This window comes from Sphingopyxis sp., from assembly GCF_034380315.1.
GTDB lineage: Bacteria > Pseudomonadota > Alphaproteobacteria > Sphingomonadales > Sphingomonadaceae > Sphingopyxis.
Genome location: NZ_JAXMPB010000009.1, coordinates 1 through 17,396, shown reverse-complemented (window position 1 = coordinate 17,396; position 17,396 = coordinate 1). Strand labels below are relative to the sequence as shown.

Below are 17,396 nucleotides of genomic sequence, written 5' to 3'. Positions count from 1 at the left end.
GGCGATGGCGCGACCCGATAGCTATTTCAGTTTCACCCGGCTGCGAGCCCAGTTCGTCAAGGAAGTGCTGAGCATCCTGCGCGATCCGCGCAGCCGCATGGTGGTGTTCATGCCGCCGCTGCTGCAACTGCTGGTGTTCGCCTTCGCCGCAACGCTCGAAGTGCGCAATGTCGATATTGCCGTGCACAATCAGGATGCGGGCCGCTGGTCGCATGAACTGATCACGCGGCTCGATCGGGCCGACTTCATTACCCAAGTCTATCGCGTGACCGACAGTCAGGAACTGGGACGCCTGATCGACCAGGGCAAGGTGATCGCGGCGATCGATATCCAACCGGACTTTTCGCGCGCAATCGCTGCCGGAGACAGCGGTCGCGTTCAGATGCTGATCGACGGCCGGCGCAGCAATTCAGGACAGATCACCGCCAGTTATCTCTCCGCCATCGCCGCCGAAGTCGGCGCGGAGGCCAACCCCGGCACAGGTCCTGCGACGCCGGTGGCGGTGCGCAACTGGTTCAATCCCAATCTGACCTATCGCTGGTTCATCGTGCCCGGCCTCTCGGGCATCCTGGCGTTCTTCAGCGCGCTGCTCATAACCTCGCTGTCGATCGCCCGTGAACGCGAACTGGGAACCTTCGACCAGTTGCTGGTGTCGCCAACCTCCACGCTGGAAATCATCCTGTCCAAATCCTTGCCGGCGCTAGTTATCGGCACCATGCTCGGACTTCTGATGATGGCGGCTGCTGCGGGACCGTTCCGGATTCCGTTCAACGGGTCGTTCGCGCTGCTGTTTGTCAGCCTGGTCCTGTTCATCCTGTCGGTGGTGGGCATCGGCCTGATGATTTCGGCGATCAGCGCGACCCAGCAGCAAGCCATCCTTGGCGCCTTCGCGATCGGCGTGCCATCCGTCCTGATGTCGGGCTTTGCCACGCCGGTCGAGAACATGCCCATGCTGCTGCAATGGCTGGCGCAGGCGATTCCGCTCACCCATTTCCTGATCATCGTCGAAGGCAGCTTTCTGAAAGCCATGGCGCCCGGCGACATATTTGCCAGCCTCTGGCCATTGGCGCTGATCGCCCTGGTGTCGCTCACCATGGCCACCATCTTCGTTCGAGGACGCCTGCAATGATACGCATCCCCCATCGGTGGCCGCACCTTGCGGCGGTGATAGTCGGCTGCACCTCGTTGACGGCCTGTGTCGTCGGCCCCGACTATCGCGCGCCACCGTCCGTTGATACCGGCAGCGGCTGGACCCGGCCGGTCGCGGCAGACTCCGCGCCAACCGGCCTTACCCGCTGGTGGAGGGCCCTGGGCGATCCCGAACTGGAGAGGCTGGTCGATACCGCACTGGCGCAAAATCTGGATATCCGTCAAGCTGCCGCGCGGATCGACGAGGCGCGCGCGCTGCGAGACCGCGCCGCTGGCCGGCAACTGCCCACGGTTTCTGCTGGCGCCAGTGTGAACCAGCGTCGGCAAAGCGAGAACGGCCCGCTGCCCGTTGGGTCCATTCCCAGCCTCGATGCGTCTCAGACGATCTACGAAGCCGGCTTCGACGCGGCCTGGGAACTCGACCTGTTCGGCGCCAACCGGCGGGCGCTGGAAGGCGCGAACGCCCGCTTGCAGGCGACCGAAGCGGAGGCGCAGGGCGTGCGTATGCGGATCGCGGCCGAAGTCGCACGCGCATGGTTCGAGGCGACCGGCGCCAGAGAAGAATTACGCGCGCAGCGGGCGACGGTGGCGACGCTGCACCAAACGCTGGAACTCATGCGCGGACGCGCTGCGCTCGGCGATGTTGCCGGTGCCGACGTGGACGCAGCCCATGAACGCTGGGCCGCCGCCAACGCCCTGCTGCCGGGCATAGAGGCACGGCAGCGCGGGGCGGTGCTCGGCCTTGGTGTCCTGCTCGGCTCACCGCCGGAACGTGAACTCAAGCTGCTCGATGCCACCGCGTCGTCTCTCATACTGCCGGCGCTGCCCGTGGGGGAACGTGCCGATATATTGCGGCGTCGCCCCGATGTTCTGGCTGCCGAACGGCGCCTCGCCTCCAGCACCGCCGAGATCGGCGTGGCGACCGCCGAACTGTTTCCCAGGCTCTCTATCGCAGCGGGCGGCGGATTTCAGGCGCTTAGCACGGGCGACTGGTTCGACGCCTCCAGCACCCGCTACTCGATCCTGCCGCTCATTTCCTGGCGCTTGTTCGACGGCGGCCGCGTACGTGCGGAGATACGCGCGCGGGAGGCCGTTCAGCGGCAGGCCGCGCTGGGCTATGAACAGGCCGTCCTGGCCGCATTGGGCGACGCGGAGCGCGCCTTGAGCGACTATGACGCCGGACGCGATGCGCTCGCGCGTCGTCAAACGGCGCTCGAGGCTTCACGCCGGAGTTTCAGCCACGCCGAGGCTCGTTTTGCCGCCGGCGATATCGCGCGGATTGAACTGCTTGCGGCCGAGCGCCTCCTGCACGAAGCTGAAACCGCCTGCGCCCGCGCGCATGCCACAACGGCGGTGCAACTGGTGGCGTTGTACAAGGCGATCGGTGGGGGCTGGGACTTGCCCGATGCGCCGACTTCCAAACACGTTTCAATTGGTGCCACAGTGGGAGAAGGGCAATGAATGACGCTGACGGGAACAGCAAGGAACCTGCCGCGCACGACTGGGCGGGTGAAGCGGGCACACGCTGGCTTGCCCAGCTCGATCGTTTCGAGAGCATGATCGAACCGATCGGCGAAGCGCTGCTCGCGCGAGCAGCCTATGTTGCCGGGGAGAAGGTGGTCGATATCGGCTGCGGCGGCGGCTGGACGACGAGGCGGATCGCCGAAAGGACGGGCAACACGGGATTGGCGCTCGGCCTCGACATATCGCCCGAACTGGTGGCGGCGGCAACGGATCGGGCGCAGCGCGCCGGTCTTGCCAACATCCGCTTCGAACAAGGCGACGCCGCGACGGCCATGCCTGAAGAAGCCCCCTTCGACCGGCTGCATTCCCGCTTCGGCACGATGTTCTTTCCCGATCCCTATGCCGCCTTCGCCAATCTGCGCCGAATGCTGCGTGCTAGTGGAAGGCTCGACATCGCGGTGTGGGCGCCGATCGCCGACAATCCGTGGCAGCGCAATGTCATGGCCGCAATCCGTCGGCATATCGACCTGCCCACGCCGCAGCCGCGCGAGCCTGGTCCGTTCGCGCTGGGTGAGCAGGACTATGTGACCGATCTTCTGCGAAGCGCCGGTTTCTCCAACATATCGTTCGACGCCTGGACCGGGGATCAGCGCGTCGGCGGACCCGGCAGCGATCCCGAGAGCGCCACCCGCTTCGTGCTCGACGGCATGCAGGTCGGCGATCTCGTCCGGGCGAGCGGGAACGACACGCGCGTGGCCGTTCACCGCAGCCTCGTCCAACTGTTCGAGCGCAATTGCGATGATGAAGGTGTTCGCATGGGCGCGAAAGCCTGGCTGGTGAGCGCCCGCGCGTGACCTGGCGTCAACCGCCATCCTCATCGTGAACCACCCACAGGCTATGTGAGTCGATCTCCAGCTTGAGCAGGGCGCGGGCCGCTTCCGATCGCGCCATGATCTCCGACCGGCGCGCTTCTCCCGCCTGACGGCGGGCATAGAGCAGGTCGCCAAGGTCGATCTGGCCGAGCTGGTAGCCACGTTCGGTTCGGACCAGCGCGTTGGCGGCGCTTTGCGCTGACAGATCCGTGTTTTTCCACGCCTCCAGCCGCAAGGTGGCGCTGGACAGATCGGCGTCCGCGATGGCCCTCACGGTCCGCTGGACGGACATATGCTCAAGCTGCGCGGCATTGCCTTCCGCAAAAGCCCGGTCCGCCGCCGCGCGCCTGTGGCCGCCGCCCAGCGGCATCGACATGACGACCCCCGCGCCCTGCTCCATGCCGCTCCGCTCACTGAACAGCCGGACGCCGAAGGACGGATCGGCAATCCGGTCCGCGCGAACACGCCGCGCGACGACCGCCAGCCGCTGTGCCTCACGCTCGGCGGCGCGGATTTCATGGCTGCGTTCGATCACCAGATCCCGCATCGCCGCAAGCCTCTGCGGCGGCACCATCGCAACGGAGGTTTCCGGCGGCTCGGTGGGAAGCGGTATCTCTGGAAAATTCGCGGCAAGCGCCACACGCGCCTGTTCGCGCGCCGCGAGCGAGTTCGCGGCCTGGGCCTGGGCCTGGGCCAGCGCCGCCATGGCCTGATCGACATCGATCGCCGCCGCATCGCGCAACGCCACGCGCCGGCGCAGCGCGGACAGCTCCTTTTCCAGCCAGCGCACCGTATCGAGGTCGTTGCGATACAGCGCACCGGCAACCAGCCAATCGTTCCAATAGCCGGAGAGCAGCAAAGCCGTCTGATGCCGGGCATCCTCCATCCGGTTTTCCGCGACCTCTATGCCCAGAGCGCCGGCCTCGCGATCGAGCGCCGCCTTGCCCGGCAGACGGAACGGACGGGCGATCGTGGCGTCGAACTCGTCGTAGCCGCCTTCCCTGTCCACGCTGCGGCGAACATAGCTGCCGGTAACGGCAATTTCATGGGTTCCCTTCGCCAGCATGTCGCGGTCGGCACGGGCTGCGTCCACCCGTGCCCGCGCGGCCGCTACGGCCGGATGATTGTCCAGCGCTTCGGCAACCTTTTCGCTCGGCGGCAAATCGGCGCGCTGGGCCAGAACCGCGGCGGGCGTGAGCAACGCGACAAGCGCCCCTAGGAAAAGCGGCGATCTCATGCGATCCTCCCCTGGGCTGACACCGGGACTACGTGCCAGCGCACTGGCAGCGACCGCTTCGATTGCGTGACCGCGTCAACCAGTGTCCCCAGGACGTCCTCATCGACAATCAGTTCCAGCGCGCTGCGGCGTAGCAGACCCGACACCCGTTCCGCCGTGCTGGCGTCGCCGAAGTCCCAGCCGCGCACGGCCTGCTCGGCGATATGGATCGGCGCGTTGCAGGCGGCGCGGAGTGCGTCGGTCACGCTATCGGCGTCATGCGAGGCGCAATGGAAGGTCAGCAGGATGTCAGCCATTGTCGGTTTCTCCCGCGCTTTCGCCGAAACGCTCGAACAGGATCGGCAGCAGGATGAGCGTCAGCAGGGTGGAGGTGATGAGGCCGCCGATCACGACGATGGCGAGGGGGCGCTGAATCTCCGATCCGGGGCCGGTCGCAAACAGCAGCGGCACAAGGCCGAAGGCCGTGATGCTGGCGGTCATCAGGACGGGGCGCAGGCGGCGCTCGGCGCCGATGCGCACCGTTTCGGCCATGCTCCGCCCATCGGCCCGGAGCTGGCGGAAATAGGTGACCATGACCAGCCCGTTGAGCACCGCGATGCCAAGCAGCGCGATAAAGCCCACCGAGGCGGGGACTGACAGATATTCGCCGCTAGCCCAGAGCGAGACGATCCCGCCCACCATGGCGAAGGGAATGTTGACAAGGATGAGCACGGAGGCGCGCATCGAGCGCAGCGTTGCCAGCAGAACGAAGAAGATCAGCAGCAGCGCAATCGGAATCACGACCGCCAGCCGGGCCGAGGCGCGCTGCTGGTTCTCGAACTGCCCACCCCAGACGATGCTGTAGCCGGCGGGCAGTTTGACCTTCGCGCCGACCTCGGCTTTCGCTTCGTCGACATAGCCGACCAGATCGCGCCCGGAGACGAACGCCTGCACCAGCGCGAAGCGCGACCCGTTCTCATGGTCGAGCTTGACCGGCCCCTCGGTCCGCTCGATCCGCGCCATGTCGCTGACCCGCGCGATAATGCCGGTCGGCGTATGCAATTGCAGATCGGCAAAACGGGCGGGATCGGTGCGCAGCGCCTCGTCGCCGCGGATGACGATCGGCACGCGCTTCTGGCCATCGGCGACGATACCGACATGGGCGCCTTCGACCTGCGCGCGCAGCGCATCCTGTATGCGGTCGACCGGCATCCCGAAGCGCCCGGCGGCGGCGCGGTCGATGTCGAGCTGGAGATAATCGACGCGGTCATTGGCGACGGTCAGCACTTCGGAGGCGCCATCGACGTTCGACAATATCTGCTGCACCTGATCCGCCAGTTCGCCGAGCATCGCCAGATCCGGCCCGAAGATCTTGACGGCAAGATCGCCGCGCGCGCCGGTCAGCATTTCGGAAACGCGCATCTCGATCGGCTGAGTGAAGCTCGGCTCGATGCCGGGCAGGCCCGCCATCGCCTTGCGCATGTCCTCGACGATGAGATCCTTGTCGCCGCGCCATTCGGAGCGCGGCTTCAGACGAACGAAGCTGTCGGTTTCATTGGGGCTCATCGGATCGAGGCCGATTTCGTCCGATCCGACGCGCGCGATCACGTCCTGCACTTCCGGAACGCGCATCAGCGCGCGCTGCGCGGCCATGTCGCCCTTGACCGACTGGTCGAGATCGATGGAGGGCAGCTTGGTGAGCTGGACGATGATCGACCCTTCATCCATCGTCGGCATGAAGGTCTTGCCGACCGCGCCATAAGCGATGCCGGCGATGACAAGCCCCGCCGCCGACAGCCCGTAGACCACCCGCTTGCGCGCGAAGGCGCCGTCGAGAAGCCCCCAATAGCGAGGGCCGAGCTGGCGCATCAGCCACGGCTCGCCATGATGGCCGCTTTTGAGACCGAAGGATGCAAGCACGGGGACCAGGGTGAGCGCGAGCAGCAGCGAACCGGCGAGCGCGAAGACGATGGTAAGCGCAACCGGCGCGAACAATTTGCCTTCAAGCCCCTGCAATGACAGCAGCGGCAGGAAGACCAGCGCAATGATGGCGATCCCGGCCGAGACCGGCACGATGACTTCGCTTGCCGCCTGATAGACGAGGTTGAGGCGCGGGGTTCCCTCCTCGTGCGCCCGGCCGAGCCGTTCGACGATATTTTCCACCACCACGATCGACCCGTCGACCAGCAGGCCGATGGCGATAGCCAGGCCCCCAAGGCTCATGAGATTGGCGGACAGGCCCATACCCTGCATGAAGAGGAAGGTGATGAGCGCCGCCATCGGGAGGGTAGCAGCGACAATCGCCGCCGCCCGCCAGTCACCCAGGAACAGGATGAGCAGCACGACGACAAGCACGGCGGCTTCGAGCAGAGCTTTCTCGACCGTGCCGACGGCGCGCGCGATCAGATCGGACCGATCGTAGAAAACATCGACATGGGTGCCGGCGGGCAATGTGCTTTCGATTTCCGCGAGGCGGGCGCGGACACCATCGACCACCTGCCGCGCATCGGCGCCGCGCAAGGCGATCACCAGTCCTTGAACAGCCTCCGCCTGGCCATTCTTGCTGACCGCGCCATAACGTGTGAGGCTGCCAATGCCGACCGTCGCCAGCTCGCCGAGCCGAACGATGCGGTCGCCGCGGCTGACAATGACCAGTTGCTGAAGATCCTCGACCGACCGGATCGCCCCCACCGCACGCACGATCAGGGCTTCCTCGCCGCTTTTCAGGCGCCCGGCGCCATCGTTGCGATTGCCGCTTTCGATCGCCGCCTGGATATCGGCGATGGAGAGCCCTGCCGCCGCAAGCGCAACGGGATCGGGCCTGACCTCGAAGGTCCGGACAAAGCCGCCCAGCGCGTTCACGTCAGCGACGCCGGGAACGGTGCGCAGCGCCGGACGGATGGTCCAGTCGAGCAGTTCGCGCTTCTCCTGCAGCGAGAGCGGCCCCTCGATCGTGAACATGTAGATGTCCGAAAGCGGTGTGGAGATCGGCGCAAGGCCGCCGCTGATCGACGCGGGCAGATCGGGCATCACATTCGACAGCCGCTCCGCCACCTGCTGGCGCGCCCAATAGATGTCGGTGCCGTCGACAAAATCGATGGTGATGTCGGCGATGGCGTATTTGGCGGTGGAGCGCAGGATTGCCTGATCGGGAATGCCGAGCATTTCCATCTCGATCGGTGTGATGACGCGGCTTTCCACCTCCTCGGGTGTCATGCCCGGAGCCTTCAGTATGACCTTCACCTGCGTCTGGGCGATGTTCGGATAAGCATCGACGGGCAGCGTCATGAAGGCCCAGGTGCCCAGCCCGGCAACGGCCAGCGCCAGCGCGATGACGAGCAGACGCCAGGAGAGCGAGGCGGCGACCAGCGAACGCAACATGGCCCGGACCTATCGCGACAAAGCGAGCGCCTTGAGCGCGCTCGTGCCGGAAATGACCACCTGCTCGCCCGGCCTGACGCCCGAAAGCAGCACGGTCTGTCCCCCAGCGGAACCGCCCATCTTCACGTCGCGGACCGCGTATCCGTCACCAGTGGAAACGAAGACGATAGCCTTGTCCCCGATCATGGCGATCGCCTCGCTGGGCACGCTGACGGCGCCGGCCGGAGCCGGCCCGGACAGCGACAGGCTCGTCGCGCGCCCAGCGATGATGCCCGGCCCGGCGGGAATCTCGGCCTTGAGCATGGCGGAACGGGTGGCGGGGTCTACCGTCGAGCCGACGGCGGTGACGCGCCCGGCGATGCCGGGTTCGATCAATATGCTCATGCCCGGCCGTACCGTACCGACTAGCCGCTCGGGCAACTGGCCGACAGCCTCATAGCGATTGGCGGCGTCGATCACATAAGGCGCGGTAGTTCCGTCCACCGGAGAGCCCGCCTGGATGCCGGCGGTGGTGATGCGCCCGGCGATCGGCGCGGTCAGCGTATAGGTGCCCCTTGTGCCCGAGCCATTGACCATTTTAAGGATGCGCGCCTTTTCGCCAACATCCGCGCCCGCTTCGGCCGCCAGCGCATTGGCTTCATCGGCCCGCGCGCCCGCGATGATACCTTCGCGGGCAAGCTGCGAGAGCCGGGCCGCGTTCGACCGCGCAACGCTCGCCCGCGCATTGGCACGCGTCAGGTCAGCCCCCATCGTCAGCACGTCGCGGCTGGAAATAACCGCAAGCGGCTGGCCCTGCCGGACGGTATCGCCTTCAACCACCAGCGTCCGCATGACCACGCCGGGAAAGGTCGCGGCCACGGCCACGCGCGCATTGGCGGGCGGCTGAATCACCGCCGGAATGACGGCGATGGGGGCTTCGCTCGCGGTGACGGCGGGCGCCAGGCGGATACCAAGCTGAGCGGCCTGCTTGCGATCAACGGGCAGAACGCCCGGCGCCGCTTGCCCGGCTTCGGAAGATGAAGGGGTGGGTTCAGGCACCGTGCCGGACCCGGCAAGCCACCAGATCCCCAGCGCCAGCGCGATGACGGCAAGGCCGGCAAGGACATAGTTCCGCTTCGACATAGGCTTCGCCTAGAGCGCGAAACTGACGAAACCCTGACGGGTCGCAATGCTTGGCGCTTCAGGTGTCGGGGAAATGCAGAGACAATTCCCGCGCGGCAGGATCTGTGGTCAGCCGTGCGCCGTGCGCCGCCATGATCCGGTCGACGATCGCCAGGCCAAGCCCGGCGCCGCTGGTGCTGGCATGGTCCGCCCGGCTGTGCCGACGCACGAGCTCGCGAAGCCGATCGGGTGAGAGGCCCTCGCCGCCATCGCCCACCGCGATCACCGGATCCGGGCCAACCCGTATATTCACCGTGCCCCCCGGTGGCGTCACACGGACAGCATTCTCGATGAGATTCCGCAAGGCGGCGGCGATCGCTTCGCGCCGGCCCCGCGCCACTGGATGCGCGGTGCCTGCATCGAGCGTGATGGCTTTCCCTTCCGCGATGATGTCCGGGGCCAGGAAGCTGACGACATCGCGCGCGATCTCGACAAGGGACACGGATTCCAGCGGGAATTGCGCGGCGGCGGCGGCATCGACCTGGGCGAGCAGCATGAGCTGGTCGACCAGGCGGCGCATCGCGGCAACGTCATGCTTGAGGCGCGCGGCGTCGTCATGATCGAGCCGGTCGAATTCGAGCGACAGCACTGCGAGCGGCGTGCGCAGTTCATGGGCGACATCGGCGGCAAAGGCTTCCTGGCGCATGGCAGCGTCGTCGAGGCGGCCGAGCAGATCATTGACGGCATCCGTGAACGGCAGCGCTTCGGCTGGCAGATGGGACGTGTCTATGCGAAAGCCGCGTTCGTGCCCACGCGCTGCTTCGATCGCGGTTGCGGCTTCCTCAAGGGAGTCAAAAGCCTGTCGGATCACGCGCCGCACGACGAAGGCGACGGGCACCATCAGCACGACCAGTGGAAGCGCGACATGCTCCAGCATCTCGCGCACGGCATTGATCAGCGCATCCTGCGCCGTCAGATCGTCGAATGTCAAACTGTAGAAAAAGACGACCGCTGCAAGCAACAAGATGGTGCCGACAAGGCCGACGAGAGCAAGCCCTCGCGCAAGTTTGCGCGACACGGAGCGCCGATAGGTCACGCCGCGACATCCTTCAGCATATAGCCGACTCCGCGAATGGTGTGGAGCGCGCCGGTGGCGCCAGCCTCGTCCAACTTCCGGCGCAAGCGGGAGACCGCCGCTTCCACGGCATTGGGCGTCACCGGCTCGTTGAAATTGTAGAGCGCGTCCTCGATCGTCTCGCGGCGGACGACCGTGCCCGCCCGCCGCAGCAGCAGTTCCAAGAGGTCGGCCTCCCTGCGGGACAGATCTATGGCGCAGTCTCCGCGGTGCGCCGTGCGCGCCGCCGTGTCGAACCGCAGGCAGCCTGCTTCCAGCACAGGTTGCACGCGCGGGCCGGGGCGGCGGAGCAACGCGCGAATGCGCGCGGCCAGTTCGTCGATCTCGACGGGCTTGACGACATAATCGTCGGCGCCGGCGTCAAGCCCCGTGACCCGGTCCTCCAGCGCGCCACGCGCGGTCTGGATAATCGCGGGCGGCATTTGCCGATACTGGCGGCGGTTCGCCAGCCAAGTGACGCCATCGCCGTCCGGCAAGCCGAGATCGAGCACGATCGCGTCATAGACCGCGCCGCCCAGTGCGCTGTCCGCATCGGACAGGCTGGTGGCGATGTCGCACGAAAAGCCCCGGCGCTGAAGGCCGTCCGCAACCAGCTTCGCCAGCCGGTCGTTATCCTCTATGACAAGAATGCGCATCTATGTCGGCTTTCCTAGCACGATCCCGCCTCAATTCCCGTCCTGCGATCTGATCAGTCCCGCGACGGGATCGAAAGAGGCCGTCTCAATCCCGGTCATTATCCTCGCCTTGAACGGCTGTTCCACCTTCGATTTCATGCCCTTGCTTCGCCTCACCGTGCGATTGCGCACTGAACGCTGCGGAATCGTAGCGCAGGATGCCAAACACCGTCATCCCCATCACCATGGCGGCAAGCAGCACCGCGACGACGGCCGGTCGGCGGGCATCGTGGGCACCAGGGTGCAGAGCGGCGCTCTTGCGGCCGGTGACCATGGCGCGCGCGAGATTTTCGCGGGTGAAGACGGACATCAGTACCACCGCTGCGACATGAACGCCGATGAGTGCGAGCAGGCCATAGGCAATCGCCTCGTGAAGATCCTCGTCGGTCTGCCCCGCGTCGACCTGGATGCCGGTCCACAGCACCGCGCCGGTTACGATAAGCAACGCCAGAACGGCGAGCGCGCCCATCGGATTGTGCCCAATCGTCCGTTGTGGATGACCCGCCGCGAGTTCCCGGATGTGCGACAGGAGGCGGGACGGCCGCACGAAATTGGCGAAGCGCGCATGTTCGCCGCCGATAAACCCCCAGACAAGGCGAAAGGCAAGCAGCATGGCGGCGGTCCACCCTGCGGCCATGTGCCAGTCCGCGATGGGGCTGTCCCCTTCCGAGGACAAAAAGGCAATCGTGATGGCTGCGACCAGCAGCCAGTGGAAAAGCCTGAGCGGGGCATCCCAGACCCTGAAACTGTCGCTGCGGCTCGTTTTTGCCATGAACATCATTTGTCTCCTTGGCCTTTGCCATAAGAGCGATTGCTGACGGCGCGCTGACGAACGCGGGGCAGCGATCACGTCAGACAGCCGCTCCGAACAGGCCGCCCACGCCTGCCGTCAACGCCATCGCTAGAGCGCCCCAGAACGTGACGCGGACGATCGACCGCATGACCGGGGCGCCGCCCGCCTTCGCGCCAAGCGCCCCGAGCAAGACGAGGCACAGAAGCGAAACGGCGACGACGAGCGGTATCAGTTGCTGTCCCGGCGCGGCGGTGACCACCGCCAGCGGCATGATCGCCCCGGCGCTGAACGTCGCGGCGGATGTAAGTGCCGCCTGCAACGGCCGCGCCGTGGATATGTCGGAAATCCCCAGTTCGTCGCGGGCATGCGCCCCAAGCGCATCGTCCGCCATGAGCTGGTCGGCTACCTTGAACGCAAGATCGGGGTCCAGGCCGCGCGCCATATAGATATCCGCCAGTTCCTGCCGTTCGAATCCGGGCTGCGTGGTTAGTTCCGCCGTTTCGCGGGCGAGGTCCGCCTTCTCGGTATCGGCCTGCGAACTGACCGAGACATATTCGCCGGCGGCCATCGACATGGCGCCGGCGACAAGCGCCGCGATGCCGGCAACGAGGATGCCTGATCGATCCGTTCCCGAAGCAGCAACACCGACGATCAGGCTTCCAGTGGAAACGATACCGTCATTGGCGCCAAGGACGGCCGCGCGGAGCCAGCCGATACGCGATACCGCATGTCGTTCGGGATGGATGTGCAAGCGGGTCATGGGTTCTCCAGCCAAGGGTCGGCACAAGACCATGACCGCATTTGCTGACCAGTTCCTGACGCAATGCTGTTTCCGGCGCTAATTGAAATGGAAAGGCAGGACGAAATCGAGCTTTTCCGCATCGAGGCTTTCTGGCGGGCGCGGAAAGGGCGCCGCCAGGCGAACCGTGCGAAGGGCGAGCCGGTCAAGTTGTGTATTGCCGCTGGATTGCGCGAGCGAGAGTCCGCGCAAGGCGCCATCAGGACCGATGGAAAAATTAATCAGCGCCTCGCCTTCAAGATGGAGGCCCGCCGGGCGTCGGGCGGCAATCCATTCCCACAACCGTCGAAGATAGGCCGCACGCGCGGCGCTGAGCGTTGATGACGCAGTCTGCGGCGAAGCAGGTTGGGGAAGCGGCATGTCGACGTTCATGCGGGCAGGCAAAGGCGACGGTGCGACAGGTAGCGTCAAGGCAGCCTGATCGGAGGCGGGCCGATCGGGCGACGCCTGCGGCCCTTGCCCCGCGCGTGTCGCTGGAGTTGTATTGGGGGGCGTCAGCTGATTTGCCGGTCTGGGGGCGGCATTCGGTCGGCGGACAGGCGGTTGTTCGGTTTCGAGCGAAGGCAGCGCCATGACCGTGACCGTGAGGAGTTCCTCCCGCCTTTCGGGGACAAGACGCGGACTGTGACTCCATAGGCTATAGACCGCAAGAACACTCGCATGTAGCACAAGCGACACGAGGAACCCGAAAGCCCTCGTATCGCTCGCCTGGGTCAGCCGATATGCCGGACTAGCGGCCATGCCTCAGAATTTCGAAGTAAGGCCGATGTTGAAGGAGCGGCCTCGACCAGGCACCGGCCGCAAGTCGCCGGTCGCCTTGTAATCGCCGAGCGACATGCCGCCCAGTGGCAGATCATACCCCTTGTCGAACAGGTTCTGAACGTCCAGGCCCAGCCGGTACTTACCCCAAGAATAGCCGGTCCGAAGATTGACGAGCGCATAGTCGTCCGTTCGGGGCTCTTTGCGCGTGGCGTCGACCCGGTTCTTGTCCGCCACGACCGCCAGTTCGACCGCGCTCTCCCAGCCCCCGAGCCTATGCTCCAGCGCAAACGTCGCGTTGAACGGCATCTGATGATAGAGCGACCCGCCGTCGTCCAGATTACGCCCGCGCAGCCAGCTTGCCGTTGCGGTCAGTTTCGCCGTGCCAGCCGATGACGACTGCCATAGCGCAAGCGATCCCGAGACATCGACGCCATATAGCTCGGCTTCGCGGTTGGCGAACCGAAGCTGCACGAACCCCGTCGGCGTGCCCATCATATTGGTGAAATCGGCCAGTTTCACGACATCGATATAATCATGGACGCGCGTGTAATAGGGCGCGATCCTGAGCGTCCAGCCATTGGCGCCGGCGCCTTTCAGACTGACTGCGGCACTTATCGTATCGGCCCTTTCGGGCTTCAGGGCGGGATTGCCGACATAGCCGTTGCCATCACCGAACCAGCCGATCATCCGGCTCGACATCGAACCGCGTCCCCAGCTGTAGCGTTCATAGACGTTGGGTGAGCGGCTCTTGCGCGCATAGCCCAGTTCGAGCGTCGCCTGATCGCTCGGCGCATAGCGGACAAGGGCCGTGGCGCTCCAGTTGCTGTCATCCCGCTTGCGATCCGCGGCGTTGAACGCGGTGGCCGCCATCGCGTCAGCCATATTCATCATCGAGGTGGAATAGGGTTGGACCTCGCCGGTGTTCATCCAGACCTGATCGTTGCGGAGGCCGACCAAGGTGGTCAGTTGCGGCGTCCACTTGGCCTCCCATTCGGCAAAGGTGCCAAGCCGGTCACGCTTCGCACCGTTCACATTGATATAGGTATTCGGCCCCATCATCATGTGGCCCGCGACCGCCGGCCAGTAGTCATTGAGCCATTGGTGGTGGAATTCGCTCCCGAGACGCAGCGTGTCGCGATTGGACAGCATAATGTCGCCCTTGAGCGTATAGCCGGCGCTATGAACCTCGGTGTTCATGGGCATACCGTCGCGCGACATTCCTCTCGACCGCTTGCGCCTGTCGCAGTCCAATGTGCGGCGCGTGAAGGCAGGCGTATCGCTCGATACGCTGGCGGCGGACATCGCCCGCCGCGGATTGCTCCAGAGCCTCAACGTGCGGCCGCTGCTCGATGGCGAAGGGCAGGAAACGGGGCAGTTCGAAATTCCGGCCGGAGGCCGGCGCTTCCGCGCGCTCGAACTGCTGGTGAAGCAGAAAGGCGGCTCCCTTCAAGCGCAACGAGCGCATGATCGACGCCATGCCCGCCGGGCTCATCGTCTTCTCGGGCACCGGCATCCAGGACAATATCGTCGGCAAGGCGCGGGCGTTCGGCATCCCCGTGTGGGATTTCCGCATCCGCGAAGCGCCATGAGGTTTCGATCTGGACCCGACCATGCTTGCCATCGGGCGAGCTTGTGACCACAGAAGGAAGGAACGATGCGTACCGATCTCGATCATCTTCCGGCCAACAAGCAGCGCGAGCTCGAGCGCGTAAAGGCGATCATCTTCGAAGAATTCGAAGATGCCGTCGCGCTTTCGACGATGGGCTGGAAGAAAAAGGGCCGGATCGACAAGATCATCCTCTACGGCAGCTATGCCCGCGGCGGCTGGGTCGACGAGCCGCACACGGCGAAGGGCTATCGCTCGGACTTCGATTTGCTGATCATCGTCAACGACAAGCGCCTGACCGACAAGATCGACTTCTGGTCGAAACTCGAGGACCGCCTGACCCGCGAACTTGCGATCGACAAGACACTGCACACACCGGTGAATTTCATCGTTCACACCCTGCAGGAGGTGAACGACGGGCTGGCGCACGGGCGCTATTTCTTCATGGACGTCGCGCGCGACGGGATCGCGCTCTACGAATTTGACGATAAGGAATTGCACACGCCGAAGCCGAAGACGCCTGAGCAGGCGTTGGCGATGGCGAAGGAATATTTTGAGGAGTGGTTTCCGGCAGCGATGAAGCGCTTCGGCGGAGCGAAATATTATCGCGAACAAGGCCACTTCAAGGATGCTGCCTTTGACACCCATCAAGCCGTCGAGCGCCTGTATCATTGTGTCTTGCTGGTCTGCACCTTCTACACACCGCACGTTCACAATCTCGGCTTTTTGCGGACGCAAGCAGAGCGGATCGACATGCGGCTCGTGGATGCGTGGCCCCGCACGTTAAAGGCTGACCGTGCGCGCTTCGAGAAGCTGAAGGAGGCTTATGTGAAGGCCCGCTACTCGAAACATTATCGCATCAGCGAGGCGGACCTGCTGTGGCTCGCTGCGCATGTCGAGGAGCTCGGCCGCGCGGTGCATGCGATCTGTTCCGAGCGCATCGCCGAACTGGAGGCCCGTATTCCGACGGCCTGATGTGGAGTGGCTACCCTTGGCAGGGCCTTGGGGACGCTCCTTCCTTCGTTCGCGTGACGCCGGGGTGGAAGGGTCCTATTTCGTGTTGCGCTGCAACGCTTGTTATTGATTTGTTCGCTTGTCTATCCTATGTGGGCATCAATCGCACCCGCCCGGCCTCTGTCCGCAAGGATATGCACACTGGGCGGGTCTTTTATTTTGGGCGCCATTGACGCATGACGACGGTCAATGTCACGCGCCTATTCCAAACCGACTCTCACCTACACGCAGCAAATCGCTCACCTCCGGGCAAATGGCATGATCGTTGCCGACGAGCCGGCGGCCGAGGCGTGGCTCCGCCATGTGAGCTACTACCGGCTGAGCGCCTACTGGCTCTATTTCGAACATCCGAAGGGACAGGTGGGGCCGCGCTTCCTTCCGGGCACGACATTCGAACGCGTCACCGCCCTCTATGATTTCGATCGGCTACTCCGGCGCCTCTTGATGCGCGGCACCGAGCATGTCGAAGTGGCATTGCGCGGAAGCTGGGCTTATCATCTGGCTGGGCTTGGCGATGGACACAGCTATCTCGACGCCAGTCTTTATAGCGACCGCACCGACTATCACCTTCGCCTCTCGAAACTGGCTGGCGAAGTGGGGCGTTCGAACGAGACCTATATCAAGCATTATCGGCAAAACTACGATCTGCCAGCATTGCCGCCGGTCTGGATGGTCGCAGAAATGATGTCCTTCGGTCACCTTTCGCGCTGGTATTCGAGCCTCGCAGACCGCGCTCTTCGAACGCGCATCGCCGCGCCCCTTGGTCTTCCGGAGACCGTTCTCGTGCCCTTGGTCCGCCATGTGACCGACATCCGTAATATCTGCGCGCATCACGGCCGGCTGTGGAACCGGGGCTTCCTTACGCCTCCGAAGCTCGCGCAAAAGCCCAAATCCCTACAGGCGACCATCGACCAGAATGCCACTCAGGCACCGGCGAAGCTTTACAACGGCATCTGCATGATCGGCCACGTCATCAATACCGTGGCGCCGGACTCGACCTGGCTTGCCGATGTGGCGGCGCACATCGCGACCCATCCCGAGGGCGATATACGATCGATGGGTTTTCCCGCGAACTGGCTGCAGCGGCCACTTTGGCAAGTTTGATGGGCAAGACGACTGGTCGGCTTTGCGCCTGTTGTCGGCCATTCCTGCCGCGATGTGCCAATGCCCGGAAGCGGTCATTCGACTGACACTCAGACTACAGCTACTCTGCGCCCGATGCAGGTCGTTCCGGCGACGATCTCCCCAACCGTCTAAGCGACCATTCGACGAAGGGCAGATCGGGATCTCCGCATGCTCATTGCGTAGCCATCCGGTGAAGGCCGCGGATCCGCTATGATTGTTCGGCAATGAGGTTGATGAGGCATTCGATGCCGTCAGGCGTGAAGGCCATGGCGCCGCCGTCTTCATCGGGCCCGAACACCCATATC

Annotated in this window: 16 protein-coding genes and 1 pseudogene; 7 read left to right on the top strand and 10 right to left on the bottom strand. The window is 64.8% G+C overall.

Features of this window, described 5'->3' with window-relative positions; all coding sequences use genetic code 11:
• Nucleotides 1-4 precede the first annotated feature (4 nt).
• From U0S50_RS15175 to U0S50_RS15165, 3 genes are read left to right on the top strand one after another with little or no spacing between them, the layout of a single operon-like run.
• Complete coding sequence (locus U0S50_RS15175; RefSeq protein ID WP_067113252.1) at nt 5-1,129, top strand: ABC transporter permease; 1,125 nt, start codon at nt 5-7, stop codon at nt 1,127-1,129.
• Complete coding sequence (locus U0S50_RS15170) at nt 1,126-2,610, top strand: efflux transporter outer membrane subunit (protein ID WP_067113254.1); 1,485 nt, start codon at nt 1,126-1,128, stop codon at nt 2,608-2,610. The genes U0S50_RS15175 and U0S50_RS15170 overlap by 4 nt, the downstream gene beginning before the upstream one ends.
• On the top strand, nt 2,607-3,467 hold the full coding sequence (locus U0S50_RS15165) for a class I SAM-dependent methyltransferase (RefSeq protein WP_067113255.1): 861 nt from the start codon (nt 2,607-2,609) through the stop codon (nt 3,465-3,467). Before U0S50_RS15170 ends, U0S50_RS15165 begins: the two co-directional genes overlap by 4 nt.
• Nucleotides 3,468-3,474: 7 nt before the next feature.
• On the opposite strand, the gene U0S50_RS15160 is transcribed toward U0S50_RS15165, so the two are convergent.
• The 10 genes from U0S50_RS15160 to U0S50_RS15115 form a co-directional block, all read right to left on the bottom strand.
• The gene (locus U0S50_RS15160) at nt 3,475-4,722 is read right to left on the bottom strand and encodes a TolC family protein (protein WP_067113263.1); all 1,248 of its coding nucleotides are present in this window, start codon (nt 4,720-4,722) and stop codon (nt 3,475-3,477) included.
• The gene (locus tag U0S50_RS15155; protein ID WP_067113265.1) at nt 4,719-5,018 is read right to left on the bottom strand and encodes a DUF3240 family protein; all 300 of its coding nucleotides are present in this window, start codon (nt 5,016-5,018) and stop codon (nt 4,719-4,721) included. The genes U0S50_RS15160 and U0S50_RS15155 overlap by 4 nt, the downstream gene beginning before the upstream one ends.
• On the bottom strand, nt 5,011-8,082 hold the full coding sequence (locus tag U0S50_RS15150; protein ID WP_322309567.1) for an efflux RND transporter permease subunit: 3,072 nt from the start codon (nt 8,080-8,082) through the stop codon (nt 5,011-5,013). Before U0S50_RS15150 ends, U0S50_RS15155 begins: the two co-directional genes overlap by 8 nt.
• 9 nt (nt 8,083-8,091) lie before the next feature.
• Complete coding sequence (locus U0S50_RS15145; RefSeq protein ID WP_067112005.1) at nt 8,092-9,204, bottom strand: efflux RND transporter periplasmic adaptor subunit; 1,113 nt, start codon at nt 9,202-9,204, stop codon at nt 8,092-8,094.
• Nucleotides 9,205-9,262: 58 nt separating this feature from the next.
• Nucleotides 9,263-10,279 carry a sensor histidine kinase gene (locus U0S50_RS15140; protein WP_067112003.1) on the bottom strand — a complete coding sequence of 339 codons (1,017 nt, stop codon included), beginning with the start codon at nt 10,277-10,279 and terminating at the stop codon, nt 9,263-9,265.
• A complete protein-coding gene (locus tag U0S50_RS15135; RefSeq protein ID WP_067112000.1) occupies nt 10,276-10,953 on the bottom strand; it encodes a response regulator transcription factor in 678 nt (225 codons plus the stop codon). Before U0S50_RS15135 ends, U0S50_RS15140 begins: the two co-directional genes overlap by 4 nt.
• 85 nt (nt 10,954-11,038) lie before the next feature.
• Nucleotides 11,039-11,764 carry a cytochrome b/b6 domain-containing protein gene (locus U0S50_RS15130; RefSeq protein ID WP_067112008.1) on the bottom strand — a complete coding sequence of 242 codons (726 nt, stop codon included), beginning with the start codon at nt 11,762-11,764 and terminating at the stop codon, nt 11,039-11,041.
• Nucleotides 11,765-11,843: 79 nt separating this feature from the next.
• Entirely contained in the window at nt 11,844-12,545 is a 702-nt protein-coding gene (locus U0S50_RS15125; RefSeq protein ID WP_067111996.1) for a VIT1/CCC1 transporter family protein, read from the bottom strand.
• A gap of 78 nt (nt 12,546-12,623) precedes the next feature.
• On the bottom strand, nt 12,624-12,944 hold the full coding sequence (locus tag U0S50_RS15120) for an energy transducer TonB family protein (RefSeq protein ID WP_082797190.1): 321 nt from the start codon (nt 12,942-12,944) through the stop codon (nt 12,624-12,626).
• Between the two features lie 384 nt (nt 12,945-13,328).
• Nucleotides 13,329-14,543: a TonB-dependent receptor gene (locus tag U0S50_RS15115; protein WP_255211502.1), complete on the bottom strand. Its 1,215-nt coding sequence runs from the start codon at nt 14,541-14,543 to the stop codon at nt 13,329-13,331.
• Between U0S50_RS15115 and U0S50_RS15110 the strand changes: the two are divergent.
• The 4 genes and pseudogenes from U0S50_RS15110 to U0S50_RS15095 all read left to right on the top strand — a co-directional run.
• A pseudogene (locus U0S50_RS15110) lies at nt 14,542-14,781 on the top strand (ParB/RepB/Spo0J family partition protein); the annotation flags it as partial. The gene U0S50_RS15115 and the pseudogene U0S50_RS15110 overlap by 2 nt on opposite strands.
• Before the next feature lie 28 nt (nt 14,782-14,809).
• Nucleotides 14,810-14,935, top strand: a complete 126-nt coding sequence (locus tag U0S50_RS15105; RefSeq protein WP_255211504.1) for a hypothetical protein — start codon at nt 14,810-14,812, stop codon at nt 14,933-14,935.
• Between the two features lie 65 nt (nt 14,936-15,000).
• Entirely contained in the window at nt 15,001-15,927 is a 927-nt protein-coding gene (locus tag U0S50_RS15100; protein WP_067111991.1) for a nucleotidyltransferase and HEPN domain-containing protein, read from the top strand.
• 228 nt (nt 15,928-16,155) lie between these two features.
• Complete coding sequence (locus U0S50_RS15095; protein WP_067111988.1) at nt 16,156-17,070, top strand: Abi family protein; 915 nt, start codon at nt 16,156-16,158, stop codon at nt 17,068-17,070.
• Nucleotides 17,071-17,396: the final 326 nt, after the last annotated feature.